Source organism: Pseudoalteromonas aurantia, from assembly GCF_005886875.1.
Lineage (GTDB): Bacteria > Pseudomonadota > Gammaproteobacteria > Enterobacterales > Alteromonadaceae > Pseudoalteromonas > Pseudoalteromonas aurantia_A.
Genome location: NZ_PNBY01000018.1, coordinates 66,442 through 84,805 on the forward strand (window position 1 = coordinate 66,442; position 18,364 = coordinate 84,805).

Here is an 18,364-nt window from a genome sequence, read left to right on the forward strand (position 1 = left end):
TTATTTAAGTGCTTCAAGTCTTTGTTTGAGTTCATCGGTCAGTAGGGTGCTGCGATATACTTCGTTCCCATCGCTATCCAGCAATATATGTGTCGGTGTGCCCGTGACTTTAAATTGTTGAACGAGGTGACCTTGTGCATCGAAGATAGTCGGGATCGTATAACGATGTTTATTCATGTAGCGTCTGATCAGGCCGATATTCTGATTAAATCCCACATTAACGGCAATCACTTGTAGTTTGTTGTGTGTCTCTTGATAGGTTTCTTGTAAATGTGGCATTTCTTCTAAGCAGTAGCTGCACCATGTTGCCCAAAACTTTAAATAAATAGGCGCATCTCCTTCAGGTAATTGTTGCCCGGTTATCGACGTGGCCGAAAATGTCGTTGTGTTGGATGGGGTTGCATATGCCACAGTGTTGAGACTGCTGAGTACTAAAATAGCAGCGGAAAGCGTTGTATATGTCATGATATTTCCTTTTAGATATAAATAAGTTGTCCAGCCCGTAATAAGTAGTACTGACTCATTATGAGCAGCAGCACAAACATGAACCATTGAATGGTATTTAGCCAGCGGCCAGATTTTGGTATTTTTGCAATGAACCCACTAAAAATACCGGCAAGAAATAGAAGTAAGCACATACCAACTGCAAATGAGAAGAGTATTGCAATACCCCACGTTATATTTTGTTGCTCAGCGACGAACAGTAAAATCGCGGCCAATATTGGCGAGCTACATGGGGCTGCAACAAAGCCACTGGCAACCCCCATCAGTAACGCGGAATGTGAGTGTTGCTTTTGCGAAAATGCATACAAAAAAGTAGGCAGTGGGATCCAGCCCTTTAGTACAAAAGCAAACAGCAATAGCAAATTGGCGAATATGATTTGCGTGAATGGGTGGCTGGCGATGGAGCCAAAGAATTGGCCGCTCAGTGCCGCTGTGGCTCCGAGTATTGCATAAACAGACGATAAGCCTAGACAGTATAGTAATGCCCGTAGAGTAACGCTTGAAGTACTATTCTGACTTAAGGTCGCGATGGTAATGGGTAGCAATGGATAGAGACAGGTAGAGAGACTGGTTAATAGTCCCATAAAGAACGCCAGCAATATCCAATAGAAGCTTGGGGGGCTTTGTTGTAATAACTCAATGAACACGGATTCGGTCATGATGTTCTCGATGAATGACAGTGTTAGCAAAATTAATTGAATTGACACAGAACACCATCAAGAATGGCTGAAATATATATAAAAAAATAAAAACATTATAAATCATATTGTTAATTGGTTTTTTTTTGTGTTTTTCTCGCGATATAAAATAGAGAAATGCAAATAGATAATGATGCGGTGTGAGGGGGGAACTCGAGTGGTGTGAAAAGGTGATTTGACACGGGCTATTAGGTTTAATATTTATCCACTCTATGGCGGTTAAAGCGCTTATCAGAACCGATTACGGTGGGAGGTGAAGATAACTTGAAGAAGCGTAAACAAAAACGCCCGCGATGAAGCGGGCGTTTGTTTGATCACTGAGTAATTATCTTACTTTCAGACCTTTCTTTTCCATTCCGCGGTAGATGATCAGCATCTGTGCGATGGTGATCAGGTTTGATACTAACCAGTATAAAACGAGACCTGATGGGAAAGGGAAGATTAAGAAGAATATGGTAAATACCACAGGCATATACGTCATCATCTTTTGCTGCATTGGATCTGTGACTGTCATCGGTTGCAGCTTTTGCGTTAGAAACATACTCGCACCAAATAAGATTGGTAGAACGTAGTAAGGGTCTGCTGCTGATAAGTCAGTAAGCCAGAACATGAATTCAGCGTGACGTAGTTCAGTTGACTCTAAGAATACATAGAACAATGCTAAGAAAATTGGCATCTGTAGTAATAGAGGTAAACAGCCACCCATTGGGTTCACTTTCTCTTTACGGTATAACTCCATTGTTGCTTGACCAAACTTCTGGCGGTCATCGCCGTAACGCTCTTTTAATGCCTGCATTTTTGGCTGTAGCATGCGCATTTTAGCCATTGACGTGTATTGTGCTTTGGTTAATGGGTAAAGTGCTGATTTCACCAAAATAGTAATCGCGATTATAGCAAGACCCCAGTTCCCTATCAGGCCGTATAAGAACTTAAGCAAGATGAACAGCGGTTGAGAGATAAAGAATAACCAGCCATAGTCAACTGTTAAGTCTAGGTTATGGTGAATAGCTTCAAGTGCATCACCGTCTTTTGGACCCATATAGTAGGTTGCCGAGAGATTTGCTGTACTATTTGCTTGTATGTTTACGGGTTCGCCTTTTAACCCCATAATACCTTGGCCATTACGAACTGCCGTATAAATGGTGTTATTTGAATCTTGCGCTGGTACCCATGCACTTACAAAGTAGTGCTGAATAAAGGCGACATAGCCACCAAGTGTATTTTTATTTAGGTTTGCTTCCACCATGTCATCAAAGCTATATTTTTCATAAGGCTCTTCTGCGGTACCGTATGCAGTACCCAGGTAGGTTTGATCAACCATGCTGCCTTTGGCCTGAATGGTACGCTTAACCTGAGTGTATAGCTGTACTTGCACTGGATCAGCGGTTGCGTTGTTAACGCTATATTCAAGGTTTACATCGTATTTGCCAGCTTTGAAGACATATGTTTTGGTAAACTCAACGCCTTTCGCATCAACAAACGTTAAAGGCACACGCAATTCATCACCATTTAATTGGTATTGCGTATTTGAGCTTGTATATACAGGGCGGCCATCTTGTGAGGCATCTGGGCCGTTTAAGCCAATTAAGCCACTTTGCGAGATATATTGCTTACCTTCAAACTCACCCAGAAGTAAATATGGGTCTTCACTGCCATGCGTTTCAGCATGCTTTAGAAGTTTGGCTTCAACAATATCACCACCTTTGGTATCAATTTGTACAGCTAAAACGTCAGTCGTTACTGTGATCACCGAACGGATCGCTTTAGTTGCAGCCATTGGCACATCGCCTTGACTTGATACGGGCACATCATTTTGTGACGTAGCCGATGGTGTATTTTGGGTAGTTACTTGTGTTGTGGCACTGGTATCGATTTTTGGTTGGTTATAGTCATTATTCCACTCTTGGAACAATAAATACGACACAAGCAATAAACCGATAAATAAAAACGTGCGTTGTGATTCCATAACAGCTCTTATTTCTCGTGTTGATGTTTAACTTGGGTTGATTTCTCAGGTACGGGGTCATCCCCGCCTGCACTTAAAGGGTGACATTTTAATATGCGTTTGACCGCTAACCAACTCCCTTTTAGCAAACCATGGCAATTAATTGCTTGTATGGCATAACTTGAGCAAGTTGGATTAAAACGACAATGTGGACCTAGCAGAGGACTAATAAAGTGTTGGTAACCTTTAATCAAAAATATAAAGGTGTGCTTTGGAGCACTGAGTAATACGGTGAACCAAGGCTTGAGCACTTTAATTATCATTGCCACACTATTAATGTTCAAAAGGTGAGCTAAAGATACCCTAAATCAAGGGTTAAAGCTATGAACGGGGTGTATTATCGCGCTTTTGCTGCGTGTTTGCTTTTTTTACATTCTTTACTGGGCGCTTTTTAAACGGTTTAGGCTTGGGCGCGCCAGGTTTACAACGTTCATTGAGTTTTCGCCACATCTTATTAAGCTGTTGCGTTAACTCTGCATTACTTTGTTCATCAACACCGCTTTTAACCATTAATACAATATCAATGTTATCGAGCTTGTGTTGATTTAAACGAAAACTTTCGCGAGCAAGTCGTTTAATGCGATTACGTTGGCAAGCCAGTTTACAGCGCTTTTTAGCAACAGTGAGACCGAGACGAGGACGTCCAATATCATTTGGCTTAGCTAGAAGAGTAAAATAAGGGGTTGCTGCGCGAGCAGGTTCTTGGAATATTCGAGAGTAATGCGAGGGAGTTAACAGACGTAACTCCCTGCCAAAGCTAAAGCTTTCCACCTATATTAAGCAGAAAGTACTTTACGGCCTTTAGCACGGCGACGTGCTAGTACTTTACGGCCATTTACAGTTGCCATGCGAGCACGGAAGCCGTGAGCACGTTTGCGTTTAAGAACGCTAGGTTGAAAAGTTCTTTTCATAACATTTCCGTCCGATCGGTTAAGTTTAAAACATCCTATGCAGGTCGCGATCCTGGCACAGGTGCCATTGCGAGCGCGAGATAGTAATGCCCATAGCTGAGAAAGTCAATAACAATCTCAGACGCTGGTGCTTTTTTAGCTAATAACCTAGTAGCGGGCTACATAGCTATTAGTAGTCGCTATTATATAGAGCTGCCGCATTATAAAGGTGATCTTTCGATCACACCAGCAGATCTCGATCGATCTGATCTAATTGAAGTTTTCCACAGGTCATGGGGGGAATATGGCAAAAACCTTGGGAAAACTAAAAATGATCGTAAATTAGCAGTGAGATCTTGTCGGTTTTTTGCTATGATCTAACTCTTGGATCTAAAATAAAAGCTTAATTAAAACAGTTATTTAATATTTTTTATCAACAGGATCCACCTTTTTTGAAAAGTCAATATTGAAGTTGTGGATAAGATCCATTCATAATACTCGGCTTCCATTATTAATTTAATGATAATAAACGAAAATTTCTGGGTGAATTTAGACCTTTATTGGTGCCCGGGAATATTAACTGTGTATTGGAGTTCAGCGTGTATCTGTCGGTTTGGCAAAGTTGTTTATATGTGTTGCAAGATGAACTGCCATCTCAGCAATTTAGTATGTGGGTTAGACCACTACAAGCAGAAAGTACCGATGATACCTTAACGATTTATGCGCCTAACCGGTTTGTATTGGATTGGGTGAGAGAAAAGTATTTAAATCGTATTAATGAATTACTGATTGAGATTTGTGGTGATGAAGCACCCAAATTGCATTTTGATGTGGGTAGCAAACCTATTTTGGGTCAACAGCCAAGTGCTGATAGCCAACAAGCACCGGTCGTCAGTGCACAACCTGCAGCCAGCGCGCAGAATGTTGCCGCACCAGTAATTGAAAAGGTTGAGCCTGCACCAAAGTCAGCGTATCGCCCTAATATCAAAGAGAATTATACTTTTGATAATTTTGTTGAAGGTAAGTCAAACCAATTAGCGAAAGCCGCAGCGACTCAGGTGTCTGATAATCCTGGTTCAGCATTTAATCCTGTGTTTATTTATGGCGGGACGGGCTTAGGTAAAACACATTTGTTGCATGCTGTTGGTAATGGCATTTTAGCAAAAAAGCCAGACGCGAAAATTGTCTATATGCACTCAGAACGTTTTGTGCAAGACATGGTAAAGGCATTACAAAATAATGCGATAGAAGAATTTAAACGGTATTACCGTAGTGTTGACGCGTTAATGATCGATGACATTCAATTTTTTGCTAATAAAGAGCGGTCACAAGAAGAATTCTTTCATACCTTTAATGCATTGCTTGAAGGTAATCAGCAGATTATTTTGACATCAGATCGTTACCCTAAAGAAATCGAAGGGGTAGAAGACCGTCTTAAATCTCGCTTTGGTTGGGGTTTAACGATTGCAATTGAGCCGCCTGAATTGGAAACACGCGTAGCGATTTTAATGAAGAAGGCCCAGCAAAGTAATATAAACTTGCCCCATGAAGTAGCATTTTTTATTGCGAAAAAATTACGCTCGAATGTACGTGAATTAGAAGGGGCGTTAAACCGAGTTATTGCCAATGCAAACTTTACCGGTCGACCAATTTCTATCGACTTCGTAAAAGAAGCGCTGCGTGATTTATTGGCGTTACAAGACAAACTGGTAACGATTGATAATATTCAGCGTACTGTTGCAGAATATTATCGTATCCGTGTGTCTGACTTATTATCAAAGCGCCGTAGTCGGTCAGTGGCACGTCCGCGCCAAGTAGCAATGGCGTTATCAAAAGAATTAACAAATCATAGTTTGCCAGAAATTGGCGATGCGTTTGGTGGTCGAGATCATACAACTGTGTTGCATGCATGTCGTAAAGTGAAGGCACTTCGTGATGAATCACACGAAGTAAAAGAAGATTATCAAAATTTGATCAGAACATTGTCGTCTTAAGGGCTCGTTTTTATTATGCAAATAACCATTTCAAGAGAGCAGTTTTTAAAACCGTTAACACAGGTTTCCGGTGCGATAGAACGCAAACATACTCTGCCTATTTTATCTAATGTATTACTCGAAATTAAAGACGGTACGTTAGCGATGACAGGAACCGATTTGGAAATTGAGTTGGTGGCGGCTGTAAAATTGGAAGGGGCAGTGAGTGATGCTAAAATTACACTGCCCGCGAAAAAGCTATTAGATATTTGTAAGAGTTTACCAGATAGTTCTGAAATTAAACTGGCAAGCCAAGAACATCAATTGTTGCTCACAAGCGGTAAAAGTCGCTTCTCGTTAACGACATTGGCTGCGGAAGACTTTCCTAATCTAGAGCAGTGGGAGGGTGAAGTCGAATTTCAACTAACCCGTTTGGAGTTACGCAAGCTGCTAGAAAGTACGCATTTCTCAATGGCGAATCAAGATGTACGCTATTACTTAAACGGCATGTCGTTTGAAGTGGATAACAGTGAAATTAAAACTGTGGCCACAGATGGACACCGGTTAGCGATTGCGCAGAAGAAAATATCTGAATCTGTTGATATGCAGCGTCAGCTTATTATTCCGCGCAAGGGCGTACAGGAAATAATGCGGTTATTACCGGCAGATGACGAGCTGTTAAGTATTCAGTTTGGCGCAAACCATGTTCGTATCATCGATACCGAGTTTACTTTTACCAGTAAACTGGTTGACGGTCGTTTTCCCGATTATAGACGTGTATTACCACGAGGTGGTGATAAGTTAGTGACGGCCAATCGAGAGTGGTTACGCAGTGCTTTTCAGCGTGTGTCTATTTTATCTAATGAGAAATTTCGTGGTGTACGGTTAAATTTATCTAGTGGATTATTAAAGATCAGTGCCAATAACCCAGAGCAAGAGCAAGCCGAAGAAGTGGTTGAAGTGGGTTATGAAGGAGATGATTTAGAAATTGGCTTTAATGTGTCATATGTACTGGATGTGTTAAATACACTCAAAACGGAAGACGTGCAGTTTACTTTAGCTGATTCTAATAGCAGTGCGTTAATTGAAGGTGCTGGTGATGATGAAGCGATGTATGTTGTGATGCCAATGCGTTTATAAAATGAGTCTTACCCACTTAAGCCTCGGTGACTTTCGCAACATCGAGGCGATTTCTTTAGAACCCAGCCCCGACATAAATGTCATCATTGGCGCTAACGGCAGCGGTAAAACAAGTCTGTTAGAAGCCATATATTTTCTTTCTCACGGCAAGTCCTTTCGTACTAATAAGCATAAATTGTTGATCCGTCATGAACAGACTCGGTGTGCTGTTCATGCAAAAAAACAGCATCTTAGCTTGTCTATACCAGTTGGAATCGGTAAAGACACGTCAGGCGAAACCTCTTTACGGATCCAAGGGCAGTCTAGTCGAAAGGTCTCTGAACTTGCTCAGTTGATCCCAGTTCAAGTGATCACACCAGAAAGTTATGATTTGTTTTTTGGTGGTCCCAAAGAGCGCAGAAAGTTTATGGATTTAGGTGTGTTCCACGTGGAACATGAGTTTTTTCAAGAGTGGAAAGATTTCAATAAAGTACTCAAACAGCGTAATGCGCTGTTAAAGTTACGGCCCAATAACTATGCTGAACAAATTCAATATTGGGATAAAGAGTTTGTTCGATTAGCTGAGAAAATAAATAAACACCGAGAAGAGTATATAAGTAGGTTTACCGCCCATTTTTTTGATAAAATAGTTAACAAAATACCCGTATTCTCAGGGCTTGAATTGCGCTATGATGAAGGGTGGAAAGAAAGCTTAGCTGATGCGCTGAAACACCAGTTTCAGCGTGATACAAAGCTTGGCTATACAAGTAAAGGGCCGCATAAAGCTGACTTCAGCTTTTATATACATGGCCATAGTGTTGAAAGTATTTTATCTCGGGGTCAATTGAAGCTCCTTCTGTATGCATTGAAAATTGCGCAGAATAGTTTAATTGAATCTGAAACCGATAAGCAGTCGATACTGCTTATCGACGACTTACCTTCAGAGTTAGGTGAAGAAACAATGCAGCATGTGTCTGTATTATTGTCGCAGTGTCAGTCTCAGCTGTTCATTACTGCAATTACCGCTGAAAGTATTTCTGCTGTCGTGGAACCGATGAAACGTGAACTACGAATGTTCCACGTGAAACATGGCAGTTTAATAACAAAATAATTGGAAGAAACCATGTCTGAAAATTACGATTCATCCAGTATAAAAGTACTGAAAGGATTGGACGCAGTACGAAAGCGTCCTGGAATGTATATAGGGGATACAGATGATGGCACCGGTCTGCATCATATGGTATTCGAAGTTGTTGATAACTCAATTGATGAAGCGTTAGCTGGTCATTGTGATGATATCTTTGTAACTATTCACCTTGATGGCTCTGTATCAGTACGCGATAACGGTCGTGGTATTCCAACCTCTATTCATGAAGAAGAAGGCGTCTCTGCAGCCGAAGTTATCATGACAGTATTGCATGCCGGCGGTAAGTTTGATGATAATTCATATAAAGTATCGGGTGGCTTGCACGGTGTAGGTGTTTCTGTTGTAAACGCACTTTCTGAAAAACTACAATTAACAATACGCCGTGAAGGCAAAGTGCACCAGCAAACCTATTCAATGGGTGTACCAGATGCACCACTGGCTGTAGTTGGTGAGTCTGAAACAACGGGAACTGAATTGCGTTTTTGGCCAAGTTCAGAAACCTTCACTGATATTAATTTTCACTTTGATATTCTTGCTAAACGCTTACGTGAGCTTTCATTCTTAAACTCAGGGGTTAGCATCATCTTAAGTGATGAGCGTGAAGATAATAAACGTGATCACTTTAAATATGACGGTGGTATTCAAGCGTTCGTTGAATACTTAAACCGTAAAAAAACACCCGTGCATCAAAGTGTTTTTCACTTTACAAGTGAACGTGAGGATGGCACAAGTGTTGAAGTGTCAATGCAGTGGAATGATGGTTTCCAAGAGAATATCTATTGTTTCACCAACAACATTCCACAGCGTGATGGCGGTACTCATTTGGCCGGTTTCCGTTCTGCGTTAACGCGTACGTTAAACACGTATATGGAAAAAGAAGGCTTTAACAAGAAAGCCAAAACCAATAGCAATGCGACCGGCGATGATGCGCGTGAGGGTCTTACTGCAGTTGTCAGTGTTAAAGTACCAGATCCAAAGTTCTCTTCTCAAACTAAAGATAAGTTGGTATCAAGTGAAGTGAAGACGGCAGTTGAGCAGGCTATGGGTGAAAAGCTAAGTGAATTCTTACTTGAAAATCCAGGTGATGCCAAAATTGTTGTAAGTAAAATTATTGATGCCGCGCGTGCTCGAGAAGCTGCACGTAAAGCCCGTGAAATGACACGCCGTAAAGGGGTGATGGATTTAGCTGGCTTACCAGGTAAATTAGCGGATTGCCAAGAACGAGACCCCGCACTATCTGAACTCTATATAGTGGAGGGTGACTCAGCAGGCGGATCGGCAAAGCAAGGCCGTAACCGTAAAAACCAAGCAATCTTACCGCTCAAAGGTAAGATCCTGAATGTTGAAAAAGCGCGCTTTGACAAAATGTTGTCTTCACAAGAAGTCGCAACACTGATCACTGCACTGGGCTGTGGTATTGGCCGTGATGAATATAACCCTGAAAAACTACGCTATCACCGTATCATCATCATGACCGATGCGGACGTGGATGGGTCTCACATTCGTACTTTATTACTGACGTTCTTCTATCGTCAAATGCCAGAAATCATTGAACGTGGTTATGTGTATATCGCACAGCCACCTTTATATAAAGTGAAAAAAGGTAAGCAAGAGCAGTACATTAAAGATGATGCCGCACTCACAGTTTACCTCACTGCATTAGCCTTGAACGGTGCCGCGCTTTACCCAACTGCCGGTGCAACCGCAATTGAAGGCGAAGCGTTAGCAGATATGGTGAGTGATTATCAGAGTACGGTAAAAATCATTGAACGCTTAAATCGTAAGTTCCCAGCGTCTGTAACGAATCGCTTGATCTATCAGCCTGAGATCACGGAAACAGAGTTAACTGATAAAACTAAAGTAGCCCAGTGGACAGAAACGTTCATTGCAGACTTAGTTGCACGTGATGAAGATGCGACTATATTTGAAGCCGACGTTAAATTTGATGAAGAGCGCAGCTTATATTACCCAGTTATCAAGATCCGTCAGCATGGAGTAGACAAAGCCTATACACTCGATCATAGCTTTATTACTTCTAAAGATTATGTACGCATTGCCAAGACAGGTGAGGGCATTGCAAACTTAATGGGTGACGGTGGTTATATTCAACGCGGTGAAAAAACCTTTGAAGTTGGTAGTTTTGTCGAGGGTCTAGATTGGTTGATTAATGAATCTAAACGTGGCTTGTATACACAACGTTATAAAGGATTGGGTGAGATGAACCCTAACCAATTGTGGGAAACAACCATGGATCCAAGTGCTCGCCGTATGCTACGAGTGACCATTGAAGATGCAATTGCTGCTGACCAGTTATTCGCAACACTTATGGGTGACCAAGTTGAACCGCGTCGTGAGTTTATCGAGACAAACGCGCTGCGTGTAGTTAACTTAGACGTATAAATCTAAGTCATAAATAATTCAAAAAAAGGAGGGTTTTCCCTCCTTTTTTTGTGTCTAACGCTTAAAACCATGCTGCGCTCGCGGTATACTGAGCATAATTTTAACACATTTAAAACCCTTCACTGATGTAAGCCAAAACAGTGCAATACGGGTTTAGTCATGAACTAAATATATAATTAAGCCAACTATGCAAAAATACGACGTTAAAACCTTTCAAGGTTTGATCCTGGCTTTACAGGATTACTGGGCACAGCAAGGCTGTATCATTGCTCAGCCTTTGGATATGGAAGTAGGTGCGGGTACGTTTCATCCGCTTACATTTTTAAAATCGATTGGCCCAGAGCCAATGTCGAGTGCGTATGTACAGCCATGTCGTCGCCCAACCGATGGCCGTTATGGTGAAAATCCGAATCGACTACAGCACTACTACCAGTTCCAAGTTGTGTTAAAACCATCACCTGAAAATATTCAAGAACTATATCTAGGGTCATTAGAAGCCGTGGGTATTGATACACTAACCCATGAAGTACGCTTTGTTGAAGATAACTGGGAATCTCCGACACTCGGTGCATGGGGACTGGGTTGGGAAATTTGGCTTAATGGTATGGAAGTGACGCAGTTCACTTATTTCCAGCAAGTTGGTGGCATAGAATGTGCGCCTGTAACGGGTGAAATCACTTATGGTCTAGAACGTTTAGCCATGTATATACAAGGCGTAGATAGCATTTATGACCTCGTATGGACAGATGGTCCTATGGGTAAAGTGACCTATGGTGACGTATTCCATCAAAACGAAGTAGAGCAATCTAAGTATAACTTTGAATATGCCGATGTGGATGCGTTGTTTGCACAATTCGACCATTGTGAAAAAGAAAGTCAGAAGCTGATTGAAGCAAGTTTGCCATTACCTGCATATGAGCAAGTCATGAAGGCATCACATGCTTTTAATTTATTGGATGCGCGTCATGCAATTTCTGTGACTGAACGTCAACGTTATATTTTACGAGTACGTGCTTTGTCTAAAGCCTGTGCACAAGCATATTATGATGCACGTGAAGCCCTTGGTTTCCCGCTTTGTAAGGATTAAGCAATGTCGACTGAAAACTTATTAGTAGAAATTGGTACTGAAGAGTTACCACCTAAAGCACTGCGTAAGCTTGCACAAGCATTTGCTGACAACATGTCGGCAGAGTTAACGTCATTAGAGTTAAGCTTTCAATCAGTAAATTGGTACGCATCACCTCGTCGCTTGGGTGTACAAGTTTCAGCATTAGAAACACAACAACAAGATAAAGTCGTTGAGAAACGCGGTCCTGCGACTAAGGCTGCATTTGACGCAGAAGGTAATCCAACGAAAGCAGCTCAGGGTTGGGCGCGAGGGTGTGGTATTGACGTCAGTGAAGCAGAAACATTAGAAACGGATAAAGGTGCCTGGTTATTACATCGTGCGACCGTATCCGGAAAGCAATCTGTTGAACTACTGGCAGATGCAATTGCGAAAGCATTAGCAAAACTACCGATTCCAAAGCCAATGCGCTGGGGAGCGAATAAAACACAATTTATTCGCCCAGTACATACCGTGGCCGCATTACTTGGTAGTACTCAAGTGACTGGTGAAGTGCTTGGTAAAGCTATTAGCAATGAACTGCAAGGTCACCGTTTCCATCATCCTGCGCGCGTTACTATCAAGCATGCGGATGACGCCTTTGACGTATTAAAAGGTGCCTACGTTATTGCTGATTATGATAAGCGTAAAAATTTAATTCGTGAGCAAATTGCAGCGGCAGCGAATGCCGTCAATGCACAAGTTGCGATGGATGAAGATTTACTGGATGAAGTCACTTCGTTGGTTGAGTGGCCGGTGACGTTAACGGCATCATTTGAAGAAGCCTTTTTGGATGTACCATCAGAAGCTCTGATCTACACCATGAAAGACGATCAAAAATACTTTCCGTTGTTAGATCAAGACGGCAACTTAATAAACAAGTTCTTGTTTGTGTCTAACATTGAAAGTAAAGATCCAAAAGTGGTCATTGCAGGCAATGAGAAAGTCGTTCGCCCACGTTTAGCGGATGCGCAGTTCTTCTTTGAAACAGACAAAAAGAAAACACTTGAAAGCAGGTTAACGTCTTTAGAGTCAGTATTATTTCAAAAGCAGCTTGGTACGTTAAAAGATAAGTCTGAGCGTATTGCAGCTTTGGCTGGGTACATCGCAGAGCAAGTGGGTGCGGATAAGGCACTGGCAGAGCGTGCAGGCTTACTAAGTAAAACAGATTTAATGACTGAAATGGTCATGGAGTTTACGGATGTACAGGGTGTAATGGGTATGCATTACGCACGTATTGATGGTGAAGCCGAAGAGGTTGCATTAGCACAGAACGAGCAATATATGCCACGTTTTGCCGGGGATGACTTACCATCAAATCCAATTAGCTATGCGGTGGCACTGGCAGATAAGTTCGATACACTTGTGGGTATTTTTGGTATTGGCCAAGCGCCAAAAGGTGACAAAGACCCATTTGCACTGCGTCGTGCTGCTATTGGTGCATTACGTATCATGGTTGAAAAAGAGTTAACATTAGACATTAACGACATTGTAGCGAAAGCAAAAACATTGTTTGGTGACAAGCTAAGTAACGATCAAGTTGCTGACGATGTACTTGAATTTATGCTCGGTCGTTTCCGTGCATGGTATCAAGATGAAGGCATTAGTGTTGATGTTATTCAAGCTGTATTGGTACGCAAGCCAACCGCTCCAATTGATTTTGATCGACGTGTGAAAGCGGTTAGTCACTTTAGAACGCTCGCTGAGGCGGACGCGTTGGCAGCAGCTAACAAGCGTGTGAATAACATTCTGGCGAAAAATAATGTTACCAGTGATGCGCAAGTCAATGAGGCATTGTTAGCTGAACCTGCGGAGCAAGTTTTGGCCCAGCAAGTGAGTGCGTTAACTGCCGAGCTAGCGCCTGTGTATGCGGCGGGTGATTATCAGCAAGCGCTAAGTCGCCTTGCAAGCCTACGTGAAGCCGTCGACAGCTTCTTTGATAATGTCATGGTTATGGCTGATGATGAAGCGGTTAAAAGCAATCGCTTAGCATTGTTAAGTCAGTTGAGTCGTTTATTCTTAAATACCGCAGATATCTCGGTATTACAAAAGTAAGTACTTAGTCACGTTAAAAGCCAGCCCAGAGCTGGCTTTTTTATTATTAGGTAACGATTGATATGGTTACCGATGGCGAATAATACATATAGGGTAGTTGTATAATGAAAAAGCTCAGTGCAGTTGTATTGGCGCTGCTATTATCGGCTTGCTCCAGTCAGGTACATGTTACAGACACACAGCAAACGACGACCACAGTAGCCAAAGAATTAAATCGGCCAATGTATTTACGAGGTGACTTTACCTTGTGGGATGCCGAGTCACACTATAAGCTAAAAACTTCTCAGCCGGGGGTGTACTCTGTTAAAGCAAAGTTTATGACACCGGGAAAGGTGTATGAATTTAAACTCGCAGATGAAGCATGGGCTAGAGGATTTAACTGCGGATATAAAGTGCAAGGGGTATTACGATTAAACCAACCTGAATTAGCCGATTGTGATACGGTTTACAATTATTTTAGCTTTATGCCAAAACAGAAAGGCTGGTATAAAATTACGCTCGACTATTCTGATAGCCGATCACCGAAGGTCATGGTGACTAAGGGTTAGGCTTTAAACCCCTTTCTTTACTAGGTATTTATAGGGTGCTTCGGCAGTTTCTTGTGCGATCAAGGTATGATCCATAAACGCACAAAAGCTGGGAATATCACGGGTCGTTGATGGGTCATCAGCGACAATTAACAGTGTTTCACCAGTATTCATTTTTCTGACCATGCCGCGGATCATCATCACAGGTTCAGGGCAACGCAAGCCAATGGCATCTAATGTGTGGTCTGGGTTTGAAAATGGCATGGGTTAACTCGCTTAGCGGCTGCTGAATGATTTTGTGCGCTATTCTAACTAGTGTTTTTAGACAAATAAACCACCCCTTAGAAAAAGCTGAAAATAAATGGATTTACCATGATATCAGCACGAAAAAAGGCAAAGCGATGTACTCACTTTGCCTTTGTCACCAAGTTGAAAGGGTCTGTCGGTATTGTCTACTCGACGCGCTCAAATACGGTTGCAATGCCTTGGCCTAAACCAATACACATTGTGGCTAAACCATACTTTGCGTTTTTGTCTTCCATAATATGAATAAGAGAAGTACTAATGCGTGAGCCTGAGCAGCCAAGTGGGTGGCCTAAGGCAATGGCGCCGCCATTCAGGTTAACTTTTTCGTCTGCGACGTCTAATAAACCTAAATCTTTTAATACCGGTAATGATTGCGCAGCAAATGCTTCGTTTAATTCAGCTACGTCAATATCATTAATGCTTATTCCGGCCTGCTTTAGCGCCTTTTTACTGGCAGGGACTGGACCATAACCCATGATGGATGGATCACATCCTGCCACCGCCATTGATTTTATTCGTGCGCGAATAGGTAAACCGAGTTCTTTGGCTTTTTCTTCGCTCATTACCAACATGGCGGAAGCACCATCAGATAAGGCAGATGAAGTACCCGCTGTCACAGTACCTGATGCTGGATTGAAAACAGGGCGCAATTGGCTCAAACCTTCTACCGTTGTTTCTGGGCGAATCACTTCATCATGCTCGACAAGTACAGGTACGCCATCGTCATCGTGACCTTGCATCGGTAATATTTCACGACTAAAGCGGCCTTCAACCGTCGCTGCATGCGCGCGCTGATGTGAGCGATAAGCAAAGTTATCTTGCTGTTCACGACTGATACCATGAAGTGTTGCTAAATACTCTGCAGTGAGCCCCATTGAACCTGAAGCTTGAGCGATTGAAGTAGATAAACCCGCATGAAAATCAACACCGTGCGTCATAGGGACGTGACCCATGTGTTCCACGCCACCAATCAGATAAGTATCACCAGCACCGGTCATAATTGCCCTTGCAGCATCATGTAAAGCTTGCATTGAAGAACCACATAAACGGTTTACGGTAACAGCCGGCACTGAATGAGGAATACCAGCCAGTAACGCTGCGTTACGGGCAACATTAAAGCCTTGTTCTAATGTTTGCTGTACACAGCCCCAATAAATATCATCAATAGATGCAGGGTCTACAGCAGGGTTACGTTCAAGTAGCCCTTTCATTAGATGTGCACTTAAATCTTCTGCACGACGATGTTTAAATACGCCATTTTTAGATCGACCCATAGGGGTACGCAGACAATCGACGATTACAGCTTGTTGCATTGCAGACATATTATTGACCCTCCACTGAATAGAACACTTTACCTTGTTTTGCCCACTCTCGGGTTTGTTCAGATACTTGGTAAATGGCACCTAGGTGTGCATATTTATCTGCCATAGCGACAAAGTTAGCCAGTCCAACTTGATCCAAGTAACGGAATGCACCGCCTCTAAATGGTGGGAAACCAATACCGTAAATCAGTGCCATGTCTGCTTCTTGTGCCGAGGCAATCACCTCTTCTTGTAAGCATAACAGGACTTCATTTAGCATCGGCACCATACAGCGTTCAATGATGGTTTGTTTATCAAACTCTTGGCTTGATCCACAAATACTTGCCAATAGCTCAAGGCTTGCTGCATCTTTAGATTTTTTCAGGCGACCTTTTCTGTCTGGTGCATACTGATAAAAACCGACTTTATTTTTCTGACCATAACGTTCTGCATTCGCTAATACAGCCACAGGATCTTTTTCTTGGCGTGCCATGCGTTCAGGGAACCCATCAGCCATAACACCAGTACAATGATTAGCAGTATCAATACCTACCACATCGAGCAGGTAAGCCGGGCCCATAGGCCAACCAAATACGTTTTCCATCACTTTATCTATTTTACTAAAGTCGGCGCCTTCAACTACAAGTTGGCTGAAGCCTGCAAAGTAAGGAAATAAAACTCGGTTTACAAAGAAGCCAGGGCAATCATTTACAACAATAGGAGATTTACCAAGCTTTAAGGCGTAATCAACCACCGCGTTAATGGTTGCATCAGAGGTTTTACTACCGCGAATAATTTCAACCAATGGCATCTTTGGCACGGGGTTGAAAAAGTGCATACCGCAGAAATCTTCTGGGCGCTTTAGCGCAGTTGCTAATTCATCAATACAAATTGTGGATGTATTTGATGTTAATATAGTGCCTTCTGGCAGCTGTTCTTCAAGACCTGCTAGTACCGTCTGTTTTACCTTCGGGTGTTCTACGACCGCTTCAACCACAATATCAGAATTGGCTAAATCACGATCTTCAAGCGTTGGTTTTATTTTACCAAGTGTTGCGACCATTTTATCCATGGCCATATGACCACGCTTTACTTTTTTACCAAGAATGGTGGCTGCTTCATTCATGCCTAAATCAAGCGCTGCTTGGTTGATGTCTTTCATGACAATCGGTGTGCCTTTATAAGCAGACTGATAAGCAATGCCGCCGCCCATTATGCCCGCACCGAGTACCGCTGCTTGTTTGATCTCAAGCTGTGATGCTTTAGCTTGCTTTTTAGCAACGCCTTTGATGTATTGGTCTGCTAAAAATATACCGGTTTGTGCGGCAGCTTCCGCTGTTTTCGCCAGCTTTGCAAAATTGGCATTTTCAATGGCCATTGCTTCATCACGAGTGCTATTTGCGGCTGCTTTAATCGTTCTTACTGCCATAACTGGTGCCGGGTAGTGACCTTTGGTTTTACCCATAACCATGCCTTCAGCCATCGCAAAACTCATGCCTTGCTCTACTTTATTTAGCTTCAATGGTGACAGTTTTACTTGGCGCTTTGCTTGCCAATCTAGCTTACCTTGAACAGCTTGCTCTAATACGCGGACGGCTGCGTCGAATAGTTTTTCTGGTGCCACAACACCGTCAACAGCGCCGACTTTAAGTGCATCGTTCGCGCGATTTTCTTTACCTGTGGTGATCCAGGTCATGGCATTGTCGGCACCAATAATTCTTGGTAAACGTACCGTGCCACCAAACCCTGGCATGATCCCGAGTTTAACTTCAGGTAAGCCAATTTTTGCTGAGGTACTGGCTAAGCGAAAGTCAGTAGCAAGTAACCACTCACACCCGCCACCAAGCGCTAAACCATTGATTGCTGATGCAGTCGGGAAAGGTAGATCTTCGATTGCATCAAATACGTCGGTTGCGTCTTTTATCCAGCCAATAAGTTCTTCTTCTGGGCGCTGGAAGGTCGGTAAAAATTCAAATATATCAGCACCAATGATGAAGTGATCTTTATCACTGGTGAATACCATCGCGTCAATATCGTCACGTTGGCGTAATTCGACAAATGCTTTAGCGCATTCAGATAGGGTTTGCTGAGACAGTTTATTAACCGAACCTGGCATACAAAACTTAAATTCAGCGATTTTGCCTTTGCAGAAATCAACAACAAAGGACTCACTCTTATATAACATGCTTGTTCTCCCGTGTGGTAACACTGGTACGATGAGTTGCTATTTCACCCAGTTTGGCCGCTTTAAATAAAAATTGCAATGAAAAATTTGTGCTGCATTTCTCATATTATTAAAAAGCATAAATATTGATGCTATGGTGGGGGGGTTGA

Annotated in this window: 16 protein-coding genes; 7 read left to right on the top strand and 9 right to left on the bottom strand. The window is 42.4% G+C overall.

Going from position 1 to position 18,364, the window contains the following annotated elements; genetic code table 11:
- The 6 genes from CWC18_RS04050 to rpmH form a co-directional block, all read right to left on the bottom strand.
- The gene (locus CWC18_RS04050; protein ID WP_138674769.1) at positions 1 to 465 is read right to left on the bottom strand and encodes a TlpA family protein disulfide reductase; all 465 of its coding nucleotides are present in this window, start codon (positions 463 to 465) and stop codon (positions 1 to 3) included.
- A gap of 11 nt (positions 466 to 476) precedes the next feature.
- Positions 477 to 1,211, bottom strand: coding sequence for a cytochrome c biogenesis protein CcdA (locus CWC18_RS04055; protein ID WP_138589451.1), 735 nt, complete (start codon positions 1,209 to 1,211; stop codon positions 477 to 479).
- Between the two features lie 316 nt (positions 1,212 to 1,527).
- Positions 1,528 to 3,168 carry a membrane protein insertase YidC gene (gene yidC / locus CWC18_RS04060; RefSeq protein WP_138589452.1) on the bottom strand — a complete coding sequence of 547 codons (1,641 nt, stop codon included), beginning with the start codon at positions 3,166 to 3,168 and terminating at the stop codon, positions 1,528 to 1,530.
- Positions 3,169 to 3,176: 8 nt separating this feature from the next.
- Positions 3,177 to 3,464 carry a membrane protein insertion efficiency factor YidD gene (yidD, locus tag CWC18_RS04065; RefSeq protein WP_138589480.1) on the bottom strand — a complete coding sequence of 96 codons (288 nt, stop codon included), beginning with the start codon at positions 3,462 to 3,464 and terminating at the stop codon, positions 3,177 to 3,179.
- A gap of 64 nt (positions 3,465 to 3,528) precedes the next feature.
- On the bottom strand, positions 3,529 to 3,978 hold the full coding sequence (rnpA, locus tag CWC18_RS04070; protein WP_138589453.1) for a ribonuclease P protein component: 450 nt from the start codon (positions 3,976 to 3,978) through the stop codon (positions 3,529 to 3,531).
- A gap of 5 nt (positions 3,979 to 3,983) precedes the next feature.
- Positions 3,984 to 4,118, bottom strand: a complete 135-nt coding sequence (gene rpmH / locus CWC18_RS04075) for a 50S ribosomal protein L34 (protein ID WP_004335215.1) — start codon at positions 4,116 to 4,118, stop codon at positions 3,984 to 3,986.
- Positions 4,119 to 4,696: 578 nt separating this feature from the next.
- Here rpmH and dnaA point away from each other — a divergent pair.
- The 7 genes from dnaA (at position 4,697) to CWC18_RS04110 (ending at position 14,444) form a co-directional block, all read left to right on the top strand.
- A complete protein-coding gene (dnaA, locus tag CWC18_RS04080; protein ID WP_138589454.1) occupies positions 4,697 to 6,091 on the top strand; it encodes a chromosomal replication initiator protein DnaA in 1,395 nt (464 codons plus the stop codon).
- Between the two features lie 15 nt (positions 6,092 to 6,106).
- Complete coding sequence (gene dnaN / locus CWC18_RS04085; RefSeq protein WP_138589455.1) at positions 6,107 to 7,210, top strand: DNA polymerase III subunit beta; 1,104 nt, start codon at positions 6,107 to 6,109, stop codon at positions 7,208 to 7,210.
- A 1-nt stretch (position 7,211) separates the two neighbouring features.
- Positions 7,212 to 8,300: a DNA replication/repair protein RecF gene (recF, locus tag CWC18_RS04090; RefSeq protein ID WP_138589456.1), complete on the top strand. Its 1,089-nt coding sequence runs from the start codon at positions 7,212 to 7,214 to the stop codon at positions 8,298 to 8,300.
- A gap of 12 nt (positions 8,301 to 8,312) precedes the next feature.
- The gene (gene gyrB, locus CWC18_RS04095) at positions 8,313 to 10,736 is read left to right on the top strand and encodes a DNA topoisomerase (ATP-hydrolyzing) subunit B (RefSeq protein WP_138674770.1); all 2,424 of its coding nucleotides are present in this window, start codon (positions 8,313 to 8,315) and stop codon (positions 10,734 to 10,736) included.
- Between the two features lie 187 nt (positions 10,737 to 10,923).
- Complete coding sequence (gene glyQ / locus CWC18_RS04100; RefSeq protein WP_138589458.1) at positions 10,924 to 11,823, top strand: glycine--tRNA ligase subunit alpha; 900 nt, start codon at positions 10,924 to 10,926, stop codon at positions 11,821 to 11,823.
- A gap of 3 nt (positions 11,824 to 11,826) precedes the next feature.
- Positions 11,827 to 13,896, top strand: a complete 2,070-nt coding sequence (gene glyS, locus CWC18_RS04105; RefSeq protein WP_138589459.1) for a glycine--tRNA ligase subunit beta — start codon at positions 11,827 to 11,829, stop codon at positions 13,894 to 13,896.
- Positions 13,897 to 14,000: 104 nt separating this feature from the next.
- On the top strand, positions 14,001 to 14,444 hold the full coding sequence (locus tag CWC18_RS04110; protein WP_171041034.1) for a hypothetical protein: 444 nt from the start codon (positions 14,001 to 14,003) through the stop codon (positions 14,442 to 14,444).
- 3 nt (positions 14,445 to 14,447) lie between these two features.
- Here the strand turns inward: CWC18_RS04110 and tusA are convergent, their stop codons facing one another.
- The 3 genes from tusA to fadB all read right to left on the bottom strand — a co-directional run bounded on the left by tusA (position 14,448) and on the right by fadB (position 18,215).
- Positions 14,448 to 14,687 (bottom strand): sulfurtransferase TusA, encoded by a 240-nt coding sequence (gene tusA, locus CWC18_RS04115; protein ID WP_010366287.1) that lies wholly within the window; start codon positions 14,685 to 14,687, stop codon positions 14,448 to 14,450.
- A 188-nt stretch (positions 14,688 to 14,875) separates the two neighbouring features.
- Positions 14,876 to 16,042, bottom strand: coding sequence for an acetyl-CoA C-acyltransferase FadA (gene fadA, locus CWC18_RS04120; protein WP_138589481.1), 1,167 nt, complete (start codon positions 16,040 to 16,042; stop codon positions 14,876 to 14,878).
- A 10-nt stretch (positions 16,043 to 16,052) separates the two neighbouring features.
- Positions 16,053 to 18,215, bottom strand: a complete 2,163-nt coding sequence (gene fadB / locus CWC18_RS04125; protein WP_138589461.1) for a fatty acid oxidation complex subunit alpha FadB — start codon at positions 18,213 to 18,215, stop codon at positions 16,053 to 16,055.
- Positions 18,216 to 18,364: the final 149 nt, after the last annotated feature.